The 14705-nt window shown below is 61.2% G+C and carries 12 protein-coding genes, 5 tRNA genes and 1 riboswitch; of the genes, 15 read left to right on the top strand and 2 right to left on the bottom strand.

The annotated features are described in order from the left end of the window. Window positions 1-32 precede the first annotated feature (32 nt). Genes astA through astE form a run of 5 tightly spaced genes read left to right on the top strand, consistent with a single transcriptional unit; the run spans window position 33 to window position 5227 of the window. The gene (astA, locus tag ACPRTJ_RS02440; protein WP_043860289.1) at window positions 33-1061 is read left to right on the top strand and encodes an arginine N-succinyltransferase; all 1029 of its coding nucleotides are present in this window, start codon (window positions 33-35) and stop codon (window positions 1059-1061) included. Beyond that, window positions 1058-2524: a succinylglutamate-semialdehyde dehydrogenase gene (gene astD / locus ACPRTJ_RS02435; RefSeq protein ID WP_173925083.1), complete on the top strand. Its 1467-nt coding sequence runs from the start codon at window positions 1058-1060 to the stop codon at window positions 2522-2524. The genes astA and astD overlap by 4 nt, the downstream gene beginning before the upstream one ends. A 25-nt stretch (window positions 2525-2549) precedes the next feature. Continuing rightward, window positions 2550-3899 (top strand): N-succinylarginine dihydrolase, encoded by a 1350-nt coding sequence (gene astB, locus ACPRTJ_RS02430; RefSeq protein WP_253087409.1) that lies wholly within the window; start codon window positions 2550-2552, stop codon window positions 3897-3899. Window positions 3900-3913: 14 nt separating this feature from the next. Continuing rightward, window positions 3914-4204, top strand: coding sequence for a hypothetical protein (locus tag ACPRTJ_RS02425; protein ID WP_043860292.1), 291 nt, complete (start codon window positions 3914-3916; stop codon window positions 4202-4204). A 12-nt stretch (window positions 4205-4216) separates the two neighbouring features. After that, window positions 4217-5227 (top strand): succinylglutamate desuccinylase, encoded by a 1011-nt coding sequence (gene astE / locus ACPRTJ_RS02420; protein WP_104572318.1) that lies wholly within the window; start codon window positions 4217-4219, stop codon window positions 5225-5227. An 89-nt stretch (window positions 5228-5316) separates the two neighbouring features. Here the strand turns inward: astE and ACPRTJ_RS02415 are convergent, their stop codons facing one another. Then, entirely contained in the window at window positions 5317-5823 is a 507-nt protein-coding gene (locus ACPRTJ_RS02415; protein WP_043860294.1) for a 6,7-dimethyl-8-ribityllumazine synthase, read from the bottom strand. A 93-nt stretch (window positions 5824-5916) separates the two neighbouring features. Continuing rightward, window positions 5917-6068, bottom strand: a riboswitch (FMN riboswitch). Window positions 6069-6281: 213 nt separating this feature from the next. Between ACPRTJ_RS02415 and alaS the strand changes: the two genes are divergently transcribed. The 8 genes from alaS (at window position 6282) to mgtE (ending at window position 13079) form a co-directional block, all read left to right on the top strand. Continuing rightward, a complete protein-coding gene (alaS, locus tag ACPRTJ_RS02410; RefSeq protein ID WP_043860295.1) occupies window positions 6282-8900 on the top strand; it encodes an alanine--tRNA ligase in 2619 nt (872 codons plus the stop codon). Window positions 8901-8990: 90 nt separating this feature from the next. Next, window positions 8991-10226, top strand: coding sequence for an aspartate kinase (locus ACPRTJ_RS02405; RefSeq protein ID WP_043860296.1), 1236 nt, complete (start codon window positions 8991-8993; stop codon window positions 10224-10226). A 183-nt stretch (window positions 10227-10409) separates the two neighbouring features. After that, window positions 10410-10598 (top strand): carbon storage regulator CsrA, encoded by a 189-nt coding sequence (csrA, locus tag ACPRTJ_RS02400; RefSeq protein WP_010226667.1) that lies wholly within the window; start codon window positions 10410-10412, stop codon window positions 10596-10598. Window positions 10599-10670: 72 nt separating this feature from the next. After that, window positions 10671-10761 (top strand) — tRNA-Ser (locus ACPRTJ_RS02395). A 108-nt stretch (window positions 10762-10869) separates the two neighbouring features. Then, window positions 10870-10946 (top strand) — tRNA-Arg (locus ACPRTJ_RS02390). A gap of 77 nt (window positions 10947-11023) precedes the next feature. Further along, window positions 11024-11100, top strand: a tRNA-Arg gene (locus ACPRTJ_RS02385). 77 nt (window positions 11101-11177) lie between these two features. Further along, a tRNA-Arg gene (locus tag ACPRTJ_RS02380) sits at window positions 11178-11254 on the top strand. 382 nt (window positions 11255-11636) lie between these two features. Further along, entirely contained in the window at window positions 11637-13079 is a 1443-nt protein-coding gene (gene mgtE / locus ACPRTJ_RS02375; RefSeq protein ID WP_426427953.1) for a magnesium transporter, read from the top strand. Window positions 13080-13135: 56 nt separating this feature from the next. Here mgtE and ACPRTJ_RS02370 read toward each other — a convergent pair whose 3' ends face one another. Then, a complete protein-coding gene (locus ACPRTJ_RS02370) occupies window positions 13136-13462 on the bottom strand; it encodes an Arc family DNA-binding protein (RefSeq protein WP_003254499.1) in 327 nt (108 codons plus the stop codon). A gap of 344 nt (window positions 13463-13806) precedes the next feature. Here ACPRTJ_RS02370 and phnN point away from each other — a divergent pair, with 344 nt between their 5' ends. After that, the gene (phnN, locus tag ACPRTJ_RS02365; RefSeq protein ID WP_255002673.1) at window positions 13807-14397 is read left to right on the top strand and encodes a phosphonate metabolism protein/1,5-bisphosphokinase (PRPP-forming) PhnN; all 591 of its coding nucleotides are present in this window, start codon (window positions 13807-13809) and stop codon (window positions 14395-14397) included. Window positions 14398-14506: 109 nt separating this feature from the next. Beyond that, a tRNA-Arg gene (locus tag ACPRTJ_RS02360) sits at window positions 14507-14583 on the top strand. The last annotated feature ends 122 nt before the right edge of the window (window positions 14584-14705 follow it).

Raw genomic sequence — 14705 nt, 5'->3', positions numbered from 1 at the left:
GGGGCCAGCAGGCACCTGCCCGAGGAGATAGCATGATTGTTCGTCCCGTACGCAGCAGCGACCTACCGGCGCTGATCGAGCTGGCGCGCAGCACCGGCACCACCGGCCTGACCACTCTGCCGGCCAACGAAGAGCGCCTGGCCCACCGGGTGGGCTGGGCCGAGAAGACCTTCCGCGGCGAAGCCGAGCGTGGCGATGCCGACTACCTGTTCGTGCTCGAGAACGACGAAGGCGAAGTGGTGGGCATTTCGGCCATCGCCGGTGCCGTTGGGCTGCGTGAACCCTGGTACAACTACCGGGTGGGCCTGACCGTCAGCGCGTCCCAGGAACTGGACATCTACCGCGAGATCCCCACGCTGTTTCTGGCCAACGACCTGACCGGCAACTCCGAGTTGTGCTCCCTGTTTCTGCGCAGCGACTACCGCAGTGGCCTCAATGGTCGTCTGCTGGCCAAGGCTCGCCTGCTGTTCATTGCCGAATTCAGCGAACTGTTCGGCAACAAGATCATTGCCGAAATGCGCGGCATGTCCGACGAGCAGGGCCGTTCGCCCTTCTGGGAGAGCCTGGGCCGACACTTCTTCAAGATGGAGTTCAGCCAGGCCGACTACCTGACCGGGGTCGGCAACAAGGCGTTCATCGCCGAGCTGATGCCCAAGTTCCCGCTGTACACCTGCTTTCTGTCCGAGGCGGCGCGCAATGTGATCGGGCGCGTGCACACCGATACCGAACCGGCGCTGGCCATGCTGCAGAGCGAAGGCTTCAGCTATCAGGGCTACGTCGACATCTTCGACGCGGGCCCGGCGGTCGAGTGCCAGACCAGCAAGATTCGCGCGGTGCACGACAGCCAGGCCCTGGTGCTGGCGATCGGCACGCCGGGCGACGATGCCACCCCTTTCATCATCCACAACCGCAAGCGCGAGGACTGCCGTATCACCGCAGCGCCCGCGCGCTTGGCTGCGGGCACCCTGGTGGTCGACCCGCTGACGGCCAAGCGCCTGCGCCTGAGCGCCGGTGACCAGGTACGTGCGGTGCCACTGTCCGCAGCACGGGAGGCCAAATAATGACCACGCACTACATTGCCGGTACATGGCAGGCCGGCCAGGGCGAGGCCCTGCAGTCGCTGAACCCGGTCAGCCAACAGGTGATCTGGCAGGGCCAGGGCGCCGACGCGGGGCAGGTCGAGGCCGCGGTACAGGCTGCGCGTCAAGCCTTTGCTGGCTGGGCTCGCCAGCCGCTGGAGGCGCGTATCAGCGTGCTCGAAGCCTTTGCCGCGAGCCTCAAGGCCCACGCCGATGAACTGGCCCGCTGCATCGGCGAAGAAACCGGCAAGCCGCTGTGGGAGGCCACCACCGAAGTGACCAGCATGGTCAACAAGGTGGCCATTTCGGTGCAGAGCTACCGCGAACGTACCGGCGAGAAGAGCGGCCCGCTGGCTGACGCCACGGCGGTACTGCGGCACAAGCCCCACGGTGTGGTGGCGGTGTTCGGCCCGTACAACTTCCCGGGCCACCTGCCCAACGGGCATATCGTGCCGGCGCTGCTGGCCGGTAACAGCGTGGTGTTCAAGCCCAGCGAGCTCACGCCGAAAGTGGCCGAGCTGACGCTCAGGTGCTGGATCGAGGCCGGGCTGCCGGCTGGCGTGCTCAACCTGGTGCAGGGGGCGCGGGAAACCGGGGTGGCCCTGGCGGCCAACCCCGGCATCGACGGCCTGTTCTTCACCGGCTCCAGCCGCACCGGCAACCTGCTACACCAGCAGTTCTCGGGGCGCCCGGACAAGATCCTGGCCCTGGAGATGGGGGGCAACAACCCCCTGGTGGTCGACCAGGTGCAGGACCTGGACGCTGCGGTATACACCATCATCCAGTCGGCCTTCATTTCCGCCGGCCAGCGCTGCACCTGTGCACGCCGCCTGCTGGTACCCCAAGGCGAATGGGGCGACACCCTGCTGGCGCGGCTGGTGGCCGTCAGCCGGAACATTTCGGTGGGCGCGTTCGATCAACAGCCGGCGCCGTTCATGGGCTCGGTGATCTCCCTGGGGGCAGCCCGCGCGCTGCTCGATGCCCAGGCCCAGTTGCTGGCCAGCGGCGCACAGTCGCTGCTGCCGATGACCCAGCCACAGGCCGATGCGGCGTTGCTGACCCCGGGCATCATCGACGTGACCTCGGTGGCCGAGCGCCCGGACGAGGAGTTCTTCGGGCCGCTGCTGCAGGTTATCCGCTACAGCGATTTCGATGCCGCGATCCGCGAAGCCAACAACACCCAGTACGGCCTGGCCGCAGGGCTGTTGTCCGATTCCGAGGCGCGCTACCAGCAGTTCTGGCTGGAAAGCCGCGCCGGTATCGTCAACTGGAACAAGCAACTGACCGGTGCCGCCAGCAGCGCACCGTTCGGTGGTGTCGGGGCCAGTGGCAATCATCGGGCGAGCGCCTATTACGCGGCCGACTACTGCGCCTACCCGGTGGCGTCGCTGGAGGCATCCAGCCTTGTGCTGCCCGCCACGCTGACGCCCGGCGTCACCCTATAACAACAGCTTCACGGAGCCTTAGCCGATGAAATCATTTGAAGTGAATTTTGATGGCCTGGTGGGGCCGACGCACAACTACGGCGGGCTGTCCTACGGCAACGTTGCTTCGCAGAGCAACAGCCAGCAGGCATCCAACCCGCGTGAAGCGGCGCGCCAGGGCCTGGCGAAGATGAAGGCGCTGATGGAGATGGGCTTTGTGCAGGGCGTACTGGCCCCGCAGGAGCGTCCGGATGTGGCTGCGCTGCGTCGCCTGGGCTTTGGCGGCAGCGATGCACAGGTCATCGAGCGGGCGGCCAGGGAGGCGATGCCGTTGCTGGTCGCCAGTTGCTCTGCGTCCAGCATGTGGGTGGCCAACGCCGCCACGGTCAGTCCGAGCGCCGATACGGCCGATGGACGCGTGCACTTCACGGCGGCCAACCTGAACTGCAAGTACCACCGCAGTATCGAGCACCCGACCACCAGTCGTGTGCTGGGCGCGATGTTCGCCAATGCGCAGCACTTTGCCCACCATGCCGCGTTGCCGGCGGTGGCGCAGTTTGGTGACGAAGGTGCTGCCAACCACACGCGCTTCTGCCGTGCCTATGGCGAACCGGGCGTGGAGTTCTTCGTGTTCGGGCGCAGTGCATTCGATGCGCGCTACCCGGCGCCGCACAAATACCCGGCCCGCCAGACCCTGGAGGCTTCCCAGGCGGTTGCCCGGCTGCATGGCCTGAGTGCCGACGGCGTGGTCTATGCTCAGCAGAACCCTGCCGTGATCGACCAGGGCGTGTTTCACAACGATGTGATCGCGGTGGGCAACGGCGAGGTGCTGTTCTATCACGAGGACGCCTTCCTCGACACCGAAGCGGTGCTGGCCGAGCTGCAGGCTAAACTGGCCGGATGTGGCGGCAAGTTCAAGGCCATCTGCGTGCCGCGGGCCCAGGTGACGGTCGAGGACGCCGTGCGTTCGTATCTGTTCAACAGTCAGTTGCTGTCCCGTGAAGACGGTTCGATGCTGCTGATCGTGCCGGAGGAATGCCGCAACAACGAGCGGGTCTGGGCCTATCTGTCGGCCTTGACCGGCCAGGGCGGGCCGGTGACCGAGGTCAAGGTCTTCGACCTCAAGCAGAGCATGCAGAATGGCGGCGGCCCCGCGTGCCTGCGTTTGCGCGTGGCGCTCAACGAAACGGAACTGGCGGCCGTCAACCCAGGGGTTATCATGACCGCGCCGCTGTACGACACCCTGACCCAATGGGTCGACAGGCACTACCGCGACAGCCTGAGCGAACGCGACCTGGCTGACCCGCAGCTGTTGCTGGAATGTCGTACGGCACTGGATGAGCTGACCCAGATCCTCAAGCTGGGTTCGGTGTATCCGTTCCAACTCCAACCTTGAAAGAGAACTCGATTATGTCCGACGCCCTGCAGCTGATCCTTGAAGATGAAGATGGCACCCAGCTGGAAACTTCCTGCACCCGTTTTGCCGTGCTGTGGCAAGGCAAGGAAGTGTGGATTCAGCAGGATGGCCGCGGCCAGCTGCTGATCGGTGTCGATGTTGAAGAAGGCGACGCCGAGTATGCCAACCTGCTGCTGCGCCCGCTGGCCACCAACCTGGTGAGCCTGCAGCTGGAAATGGAGCCGGCCGATGCTGGCGAAGATGACGACCACGTCCATGGCCCCGATTGCGGGCATCACCACTAAGGAACACCGCCCATGCTCGCCCTCGGCAAACTGCTTGAACTGACCCTTGCCGGTCGTGAACCGGCAGAGAAGACCCAGCTGACTGTCGAAGGCGTGCGCATGCGCTGGCTCGACGAGGGGGCGCTTGAAGTGACCCCGCCCGAGGGGCGTGACGATGGCATGGACCTGCTGCTGTCTGCAGGTATTCATGGCAACGAGACTGCACCGATCGAGTTGCTCGACGAACTCCTGCATGGCATTGCCAGGGGGGAGATCAAGCCGCGGGCGCGTGTGCTGTTCCTGTTCGGCAACCCCGAGGCGATGCGCACGGGCGCGCGGTATATCGAGCACGACGTCAACCGTCTGTTCAACCGGCGTCATGAGCAGTCCAGTGGTGTCGAGGCATTGCGTGCCTGTGCGCTGGAGCGTCTGGCAACGGCCTTTTTTTTCTATAAAGAGGGCCGTACCCGCCTGCACTATGACCTGCACACCGCCATTCGCGGCTCCAAGATCGAGCAGTTTGCGCTGTATCCCTACAAGGAAGGCCGTCAGCACTCGCGTCGGGAACTGGCTCGCTTGCGCGCCGCCGGCATGCAGGCTGTGCTGCTGCAGAGCAAGCCTTCGATCACCTTTACCGCATTCACCTACGAAACCCTGGGGGCCGAAGCGTTCACCCTCGAGCTGGGCAAGGCGCGGCCGTTCGGCCAGAACGGCGAGATCAAGCTCGGCAAGCTCGAAGCGCGGCTCAGGGCGATCATCGAGGGTAACGAGCCGGCTGAAGATGAAGGGATCGGCGGGCTGCAACTGTTCAGCGTCGCGCGCGAGATCATCAAGCACAGCGACAGCTTCCACCTGCACCTGCCGGCGGATATCGAGAACTTTTCCGAGCTTTCCAGAGGGTATCTGCTGGCCGAGGACCTGGCCGAGACGCGCTGGGTTGTCGAGGAGGAGGGCGCGCGGATCATTTTCCCGAACCCCAAGGTGAAGAACGGGCTGCGTGCGGGGATGCTGATCGTGCCTGCGTCGGATGAGCAGTTGGGCTGAAGATGAAACACCTTCGCCGGCAAGGCCGGCTGCTACAGGTGCCGCGTATCCCGTAGCAGCCGGCCCTGCCGGCGAAAGGGGTAGGGCAATCAGCCCGCCATCTTCTGCGGTACTTCATTGCGGCGCAGCGAGCGCAGCTTGAGCAGGGTGTCGGCGCAGGTCACTGCCGCTTCGGCGCCCTTGTGCACGAAGTGATCGAAGAAGAACTTCTGGTGCTCGTCGCCGGCATGGAAGTGATGAGGGGTCAGTACCACCGAGAACACCGGCACTTCGGTTTCCAGCTGCACCTGCATCAGGCCGCTGATCACCGACTGGGCGACGAACTCATGGCGGTACAGGCCGCCGTCCACCACCAGGCCTGCAGCCACGATGCCGGCGTAACGGCCGCTGCGGGCCAGCAGCTTGGCGTGCAGCGGGATTTCGAAGGCACCGCCGACTTCATAGAAGTCGATATCGCTCAGCTGATAGCCTTGCTTGGCCATCTCTTCGACGAAACCCTTGCGGCTCTGGTCAACAATATCCTTGTGCCAGCAGGCCTGGACGAAGGCGATGCGATCGTTGTGATGGCCTTTGCTGTCGATTGGGGTAGCTTGCATTGAAACGAACTCCTGTTTGTATGAGAAACAGGGCAGTGGATCGAAGGGGATTGTCGTTGCGCAGATGTGCAGACGCAGGCACTCGCGTGCCTATCCCGCTCTCTCTTTATCCGGACTATGACCGTCGGCCCCGGAATCACACCGGGTCTGCTGACCTTGCAGGGTTGCCTGCAAGCGCTCGCGGGCTATGCGCAATGGGCGCAATTACCGCCGGTGGGGAATTGCACCCCGCCCTGAGAACGTGCCGCCAGTGGCTGGCGACGCACACGTTGTAGCATAGATGTCGGCAGAACGTATAGCCTGCTAAGCAAACCGCGCCGGATGAAGGTCATTTCATCCTCAAATGGCGGTTGGCGATGTATAAACTCACTGCACCTCGTGTTAAGGCTCGATATAATGCGGCCCTTTGCCGTCGTTTCGTCAATTTGACGCAGGCCGCCGTTTCCGTGGAAGAACCTATGAAAAGCGCAGAAATCCGTGAAGCCTTCCTTCGCTTCTTCGAAGAGCAGGGCCATACCCGAGTTGCCTCCAGCTCCTTGATCCCGGGCAACGACCCGACCCTGCTGTTCACCAACGCGGGGATGAACCAGTTCAAGGACTGCTTCCTTGGCCAGGAAAAGCGCGCGTACACCCGCGCCACCAGCAGCCAGAAGTGCGTGCGCGCCGGCGGCAAGAACAGCGACCTGGAAAACGTCGGGTATACCGCGCGTCACCATACGTTCTTCGAAATGCTGGGCAACTTCAGTTTCGGCGACTATTTCAAGCGTGATGCCATCACCTACGCCTGGACCTTCCTCACCGGCGTGCTGCAACTGCCCAAGGAAAAGCTCTGGGTCACCGTGTATGCCACCGATGACGAGGCCTACGACATCTGGACCCAGCACATCGGTGTGCCGGCCGAGCGCATGGTGCGCATTGGCGACAACAAGGGCGCGCCCTACGCCTCGGACAACTTCTGGACCATGGGCGATACCGGCCCGTGCGGCCCCTGCACCGAGATCTTCTATGACCACGGCGCCGACATCTGGGGTGGCCCGCCAGGCTCGCCGGAAGAAGACGGTGACCGTTACATCGAGATCTGGAACAACGTCTTCATGCAGTTCAATCGCACTGCCGACGGCGTGCTGCACCCGCTGCCTGCACCGTCGGTGGACACCGGCATGGGCCTGGAGCGCATCAGTGCGGTGATGCAGCATGTGCATTCGAACTATGAAATCGACCTGTTCAAGAACCTGCTGAGCGCGTCGGCTGCCGCCATCGGCTGCAGCAACGAAGACCAGTCGTCGCTCAAGGTAGTGTCGGACCACATTCGTTCGTGCAGCTTCCTGATTGCTGATGGCGTGCTGCCTTCCAACGAAGGCCGTGGCTACGTGCTGCGTCGCATCATTCGTCGCGCCTGCCGTCACGGCAACAAGCTCGGTGCCACCGGCAGCTTCTTCTACAAGATAGTTGCGGCGCTGGTTGCCGAGATGGGCGAGGCGTTCCCGGAACTCAAGCAGCAGCAGGCCAACATCGAGCGCGTGCTCAAGGCCGAGGAAGAGCAGTTTGCCAAGACCCTGGAGCAGGGCCTGAAGATCCTCGAGCAGGACCTGGCCGAACTCAAGGGCAGCGTGGTGCCCGGTGACGTGGTGTTCAAACTGTATGACACCTACGGTTTCCCGATGGACCTGACGGCCGACATCGCCCGTGAGCGCAGCCTGACCATCGACGAAGTCGGTTTCGAGCGCGAGATGGAGGCGCAGCGTGAGCGCGCGCGTTCGGCCAGCGCCTTCGGCCTGGACTACAACACCCTGGTCAAGGTCGATGTGGCCACCGAATTCACCGGTTATGCCACCACCGAAGGCGCTGCCAGCGTCGTTGCACTGTACAAGGACGGCAAGGCCGTCGAGCAGCTGGGTGAAGGCGAGGAGGGTGTGGTGATCCTCGACCGCACGCCGTTCTACGCCGAGTCCGGCGGCCAGGTGGGTGACTGCGGGTACCTGCAGGCCGGTGCCGTCCGCTTCGATGTCCGTGACACCACCAAGACCGGCGGTGCCTTCCTGCACCACGGTGTGGTTGCCAGCGGCAAGCTGAGCGTCGGTGCCCAGGTTGAAACCCGGGTCGATGCGCAGGTTCGTCATGCCACCTCGCTCAATCACTCGGCCACCCACCTGCTGCACGCGGCATTGCGTCAGGTGCTGGGCGAGCACGTACAACAGAAAGGCTCGCTGGTCGACAGCCAGCGCCTGCGTTTTGACTTCAGCCATTTCGAGGCGGTAAAGCCAGAGCAGCTCAAGGCGCTGGAAGACATCGTCAACCGCGAAGTGCGCAACAACACCGAGGTCATGACCGAAGAGACCGACATCGAGACTGCCAAGCAGAAGGGCGCCATGGCGCTGTTCGGCGAGAAGTATGGCGACAGCGTGCGCGTGCTGAGCATGGGCGGTGATTTCTCCGTCGAGCTGTGCGGCGGCATCCATGCCAAGCGCACCGGCGATATCGGTCTGCTCAAGATCATCAGCGAAGGCGGTGTGGCCTCCGGGGTGCGTCGTATCGAAGCGGTCACTGGCGCCGCCGCACTGGCCTACCTGAACGCTGCCGAAGAGCAGTTGAAGGAAGCTGCCCAGCTGGTCAAGGGCAGCCGCGAGAACCTGGTCGACAAGCTGTCGGCGGTGCTCGAGCGCAACCGTCAGCTGGAAAAGCAACTGGAGCAACTGCAGGCCAAGGCCGCCAGTGCTGCCGGCGATGACCTGTCTGCCAGCGCAGTCGACGTCAAGGGCGTCAAGGTGCTGGCCGCGCGTCTGGACGGGCAGGACGGCAAAGCCTTGCTGGCCCTGGTCGACCAGTTGAAGAATAAACTCGGCCGCGCAGTGATCCTGCTCGGCAGTGTCCACGAAGAAAAGGTCGTACTGGTCGCAGGCGTGACCAAGGACCTGACCGGCCAACTCAAAGCCGGTGATCTGATGAAGCAAGCCGCTGCAGCGGTGGGCGGCAAAGGCGGTGGTCGTCCGGACATGGCGCAAGGCGGTGGCGTGGATGCCGCAGCGCTGGACGGTGCACTGGCTCTGACCGTGCCATTCGTAGAACAGGGTGTCTGAAGCGCCCGGTGGCCCGCCATCCGATGGCGGGCCCTGGCGTTGGGTAATTGTGTTTATTGGGTGCCCTTCACGGGCTGAGGCGGCTTTGAAATGGCGTTGATCGTACAGAAATTTGGCGGCACCTCGGTGGGCACGGTCGAGCGCATCGAACAGGTTGCCGACAAGGTGAAGAAGTTCCGCGAGGCTGGCGACGACCTGGTGGTCGTGCTGTCGGCAATGAGCGGGGAAACCAATCGTCTGATCGAGCTGGCGAGGCAAATCAGCGATCAGCCGGTTCCGCGCGAGCTGGACGTGATCGTGTCCACCGGCGAGCAGGTGACCATCGCGTTGCTGGCCATGGCGCTGATCAAGCGGGGTGTGCCTGCGGTGTCCTACACCGGCAACCAGGTGCGTATTCTCACCGACAGTGCGCACAACAAGGCGCGCATCCTGCAGATCGATGATCAGAAGATTCGTGCCGACCTCAAGGCAGGTCGCGTGGTCGTGGTAGCCGGTTTCCAGGGCGTTGACGAGCACGGCAGCATCACCACGCTGGGGCGTGGCGGTTCCGATACCACCGGCGTGGCCTTGGCGGCTGCATTGAAGGCTGACGAGTGCCAGATCTACACCGACGTCGATGGTGTCTATACCACCGACCCGCGCGTGGTGTCCCAGGCGCAGCGGCTGGACAAGATCACTTTCGAAGAGATGCTGGAAATGGCCAGCCTCGGGTCCAAGGTGCTGCAGATTCGGGCCGTGGAGTTTGCCGGCAAGTACAACGTACCGCTGCGTGTACTGCACAGTTTTCAGGAGGGTCCGGGTACCCTCATTACTATTGATGAAGAGGAATCCATGGAACAGCCGATCATTTCCGGCATCGCCTTCAATCGCGATGAAGCCAAGCTGACCATTCGCGGTGTGCCGGATACCCCGGGCGTGGCATTCGGGATTCTGGGCCCCATCAGTGCAGCCAATATCGAAGTCGACATGATCGTGCAGAACGTTTCGCACGATAACACTACCGACTTCACCTTCACCGTACACCGCAACGATTACGAAAAGGCGCAGAAGGTACTGGGTGAAACCGCCCTGAAGCTCAATGCCCGCGAAGTGGTGGGTGATACCAAGATCGCCAAGGTATCGATCGTGGGTGTGGGCATGCGCTCGCATGCGGGCGTTGCCAGCCGCATGTTCGAATCGCTGGCCAAGGAGAGCATCAACATCCAGATGATCTCCACTTCGGAAATCAAGGTGTCGGTGGTTATCGAAGAGAAGTACCTGGAACTGGCTGTGCGTGCCTTGCACACCGCTTTCGAACTCGACGCGCCTTCCCGTCAGGGCGAGTAAGCGTTGTGCTCACTAGGGCGCGGCCTGGCCGCGCCCTTCGTGTTTTTGAACGGCACAAGAAACCTGTGGGTTGTCGGGTGTCGATCAACGTTCAGGCGTAGGTCCGCCGCTGTTCTGGCGGCGGGTTGAAGCCCTTTTTTTGCAGACTGTTATCCCTGAACTGAATTGCGTGAGGAGAAAGGTATGTTGATTCTGACTCGTCGGTGCGCAGAGAGCCTGATAATTGGCGACGGCGAAATCACCGTGACCGTGCTCGGCGTCAAAGGAAACCAGGTACGGATTGGGGTGAACGCGCCCAAGGAAGTGGCCGTGCACCGTGAGGAAATCTACCTGCGGATCAAGAAAGAGAAGGACGAAGAACCAACCCATTAATTTTTATCGATATTTTTTCAAAAAAGGGTTTGCAAACGGGGAAGGCTCTGGTTATTATACGCCCCGTGTTGCGGAGAGGTGGCCGAGTGGCCGAAGGCGCTCCCCTGCTAAGGGAGTATACCTCACAAGGGTATCGGGGGTTCGAATCCCCCCTTCTCCGCCATTATTCATGTAGGGCGCTGTAATCTTGCTTGAATCGCTAAGTAGTTGAAATTAAACGAAAAAGTGGTTGGCAAATCGATTAAGCGGTCTATAATGCGCGGCAACAAATGCACTCGTAGCTCAGCTGGATAGAGTACTCGGCTACGAACCGAGCGGTCACAGGTTCGAATCCTGTCGAGTGCACCATACGACGAAGTAGTTTCCAGTCTGGAAGTTGCCTCAGTTTCAACCAGAGGTGATCTGGTCCATCAAGTACCAACCCTGCACTCGTAGCTCAGCTGGATAGAGTACTCGGCTACGAACCGAGCGGTCACAGGTTCGAATCCTGTCGAGTGCACCATACGACGAAGCAGTTTCCAGTCTGGAAGTTGTTTCAGCTTCAACCAGAGGTGATCTGGTCTATCAAGCGCCAACCCTGCACTCGTAGCTCAGCTGGATAGAGTACTCGGCTACGAACCGAGCGGTCACAGGTTCGAATCCTGTCGAGTGCACCATACAACAGAAGGCCCGCTTTTAAGCGGGCCTTCTGCTTTTCGGCTTTTCACTTTTCCGTAAGGCGCGATGAATAAACTGTCATCGATGCGTTTACCGGCCTCTGCTAACTTTTGCGTCTTCAATGTGTTCTTTGGGGTGTGCCAGCCGTCGCACTGTCAGAGCTGGACGTTGTCACAGCTTTATCTCGCAAGCGATTGTTCTGGCCAATATTTTCAGCCCGAGCAGCCCAAGCCGTGTATGATTGCGCCCGTCAGCTCCGCCGGGGCTTGTGGAATACCACCATGGACTTACCCAGTAGTTACTCAATAGCTTGTTTTGCCAATCACGATCTGACTGATTGATTCTCCTGGCGTGCTCCGCTGCTGGGAGTGGAGTACGCGTATGACCGAAAGTGAAGTAAAAAAATCGCAAGAAAGCCTGCAGGATCGCCTGGCCCAGGTGGTCGAATTGCTGCAGCGCCAACGAGTGGTCGAAGACCTGACACATCGTCAGGAAGGGCACCATAACGATCGGGTCGAAAATCTCGTACACCGCCAGAATCTGGTCGAGCTGCAACGCAAGCTCGATGATCTGCACTCCGCTGACGTTGCCTACATTCTCGAAGCCCTGCCGCTGGATGATCGTCTGACGGTCTGGCAACTGGTCAAGGCCGAGCGTGATGGTGACATCCTGCTCGAGGTATCCGATTCGGTTCGGGAAACCCTGATCGCCGACATGGACGATCACGAGCTGCTTGCCGCTGCCAAGGAGATGGACGCCGACGAGCTGGCCGACCTTGCGCCGGAGCTGCCGCGCGACGTCGTGCATGAGCTGATGGAAACCCTCGATGCCCAGCAGCGTGAGCGCGTACGCTCCGCGTTGAGCTATGACGAGGACCAGGTCGGTGCCTTGATGGACTTCGAGATGGTGACCATCCGCGAGGACGTCAGCCTTGAGGTGGTGTTGCGTTACCTGCGCCGGCTCAAGGAACTGCCAAGCCATACCGACAAACTGTTCGTGGTCGATTACGACGGCAAGCTCAAGGGTGTGCTGCCCATCAAGCGGCTGCTGGTGAACGACCCCGACAAGCAGGTTGCCGAGGTCATGGCCAGTGACCCGGTGAGTTTTCATCCCGATGAAGACGCCTACGATGCGGCACAGGCCTTTGAGCGCTATGACCTGATTTCGGCCCCGGTGGTGGACAAGAGCGATCGCCTGATCGGCCGTTTGACCATCGACGAAATGGTCGACCTGATCCGTGAGGAAAGCGAGAACGAAGTCCTCAACATGGCGGGTCTGCGTGAGGAGGAAGACATCTTCGCCTCGGTCTGGCGTTCGCTTCGCAACCGTTGGGCATGGCTGGCAATCAACCTGATCACGGCCTTTGTCGCTTCGCGAGTGATCGGCCTGTTCGAGGGGTCGATCGAGAAGCTGGTGGCGTTGGCTGCACTGATGCCCATCGTGGCCGGTATCGGGGGCAACTCCGGCAACCAGACCATTACCATGATCGTACGTGCCATGGCGCTCGATCAGGTCAGCCCGGGCAATACTACGCGATTGATGCGCAAGGAGCTTGCGGTGGCCTTGATCAATGGCCTGGTGTGGGGGGGCGTGATCGGCGTTGTGGCCTACCTGCTCTATGGCAGCTGGTCGCTGGGGGTAGTGATGACTGCGGCGATGACCCTGAACCTGCTGTTGGCGGCCCTGATGGGCGTTCTTATCCCGATGACGCTTGCTCGAATGGGGCGCGATCCTGCGATGGGCGCAAGTGTGATGATCACTGCCATGACCGACAGTGGCGGGTTCTTCATCTTCCTGGGCCTTGCTACGATCTTCTTGCTGTAAAAAGGCAAGGCATAAAAAAAGCCAGCGAAAGCTGGCTTTTTTGTGCGTGGGTGGAGTCAGGAAGCGTCTGCGGCCATCTCGACGTCATGGGCGATCAGTGCGACCAGAGCATTTTGCTGGCGATGGGACAGCTGGCGGAAGCGTTGCAGCAGTTCACGTTCGTGCAGTGACAGCTCTGGGCTGTCCAGGCGCATGCTCAGCTCGTCGCCCAGTGCACCTTCCTGAATAAGGCTCTGCTCCAGGCGTGCAATGATCTCGGAGTTCATGCTGCGGTGGTGGTTACGCGCAACCTCGGCAATGCGCTCACGCATTCCGTCTGGCAGGCGGACGACAAATTTGTCAGCGGTGCGGCTTGAGTAGATAGCCTGTTTCATTGGGCGCATATAATTGACCGGTTTAGTTCAGGGGGAAGCGGTTCTCGAAATCGGCCGCACGATGAGTGTTACGACCATCGTTAAGACAAAATGTTCAACCTGGAGTACGAATGAGGTCTTCATCATGCCTCAGTGTCGCCGGTTCCTTGGCGTCAATTCTGTGACAAATATTGAACTGGGTAAAGGCGTTATGCCAGTACCAATTATCAGAAATGCGCACTGGTTTGAAAAGTTTTCATTTGGCGCTCGGCCTGGCCACCTCGGCGGCTCGACTTTTCATCACCGGCAAAGGCGCAAAGACCGTGCAATGCGCCTAAAATGCGCGAGCTTTCCTTTCTCTGAGCATAGTGGCTATGCAGTATGACGCAAGCGACGTTCCCTTGGCGGGGGCGGGCAGGGTGATCTATTTGATGGGGCCGTCCGGTGCCGGCAAGGACAGTCTTCTGGATGCGGCGCGTGAGCTTTTGCTGGCAAACCAGGTGCGCATTCCTAAGCGTGTCATCACTCGCTCCGCCGAGGCGGTGGGGGAGGACGCAGTCGCCGTATCGGTCCAGCAGTTCGAGCAGATGGCTGACCGTGGCGAATTTGCCCTGCAGTGGCGCGCCAATGGGTTGGCTTATGGGGTTCCTGCTTATATAGATGCGTGGCTTGCCGAAGGCTGGCACGTGATGGTCAACGGGTCGCGCGCGCACCTGCCGGTGGCGCAGGCGAAGTACCCGGACCTGTTGCCCATATTGCTTTGTGTGAATCCGCAGGTATTGCGCGGGCGATTGCTTCAACGGGGCAGGGAGGGGCAGCACGAGATCGAGCAGCGAATGGCGCGCAACCAGCAGTCCATGACACAGGTTGATGATCGGGTCCGGCGGGTGGACAACTCGACCAGTCTTGACGATGCAGTGCGCCGCCTGCTGATGGTTTTGCAGGAGGCAGGCGTACGTGCCTGAGGCTGGAAACCACCTACTGGTAAAAAGCGCAGAGACGACATGACAAATCCTGGCTCGCTGGGTAACATGCTCGCCGTTCCGTATGGCGGGCCATGTACGCCAGACGCATGTCTCAGTAGCTCAATTGGATAGAGCATCCCCCTCCTAAGGGGAAGGTTGCAGGTTCGAACCCTGCCTGGGACACCATCCTTCGTTCGAGGGCTGGCTGCTTCCTGCGCTTTACCTTCTCTTCTTCTGCTCCATCCATCCCTCCTCGTTTCTGCGCATGATTCGCTACCTTGGCTGACGTTCGTGCTGCCCCCTGGCGA

Source organism: Pseudomonas palmensis, assembly GCF_049942755.1.
GTDB classification, from domain to species: Bacteria; Pseudomonadota; Gammaproteobacteria; order Pseudomonadales; family Pseudomonadaceae; genus Aquipseudomonas; species Aquipseudomonas palmensis.
This window is presented reverse-complemented; position numbering and strand designations above follow the sequence as displayed.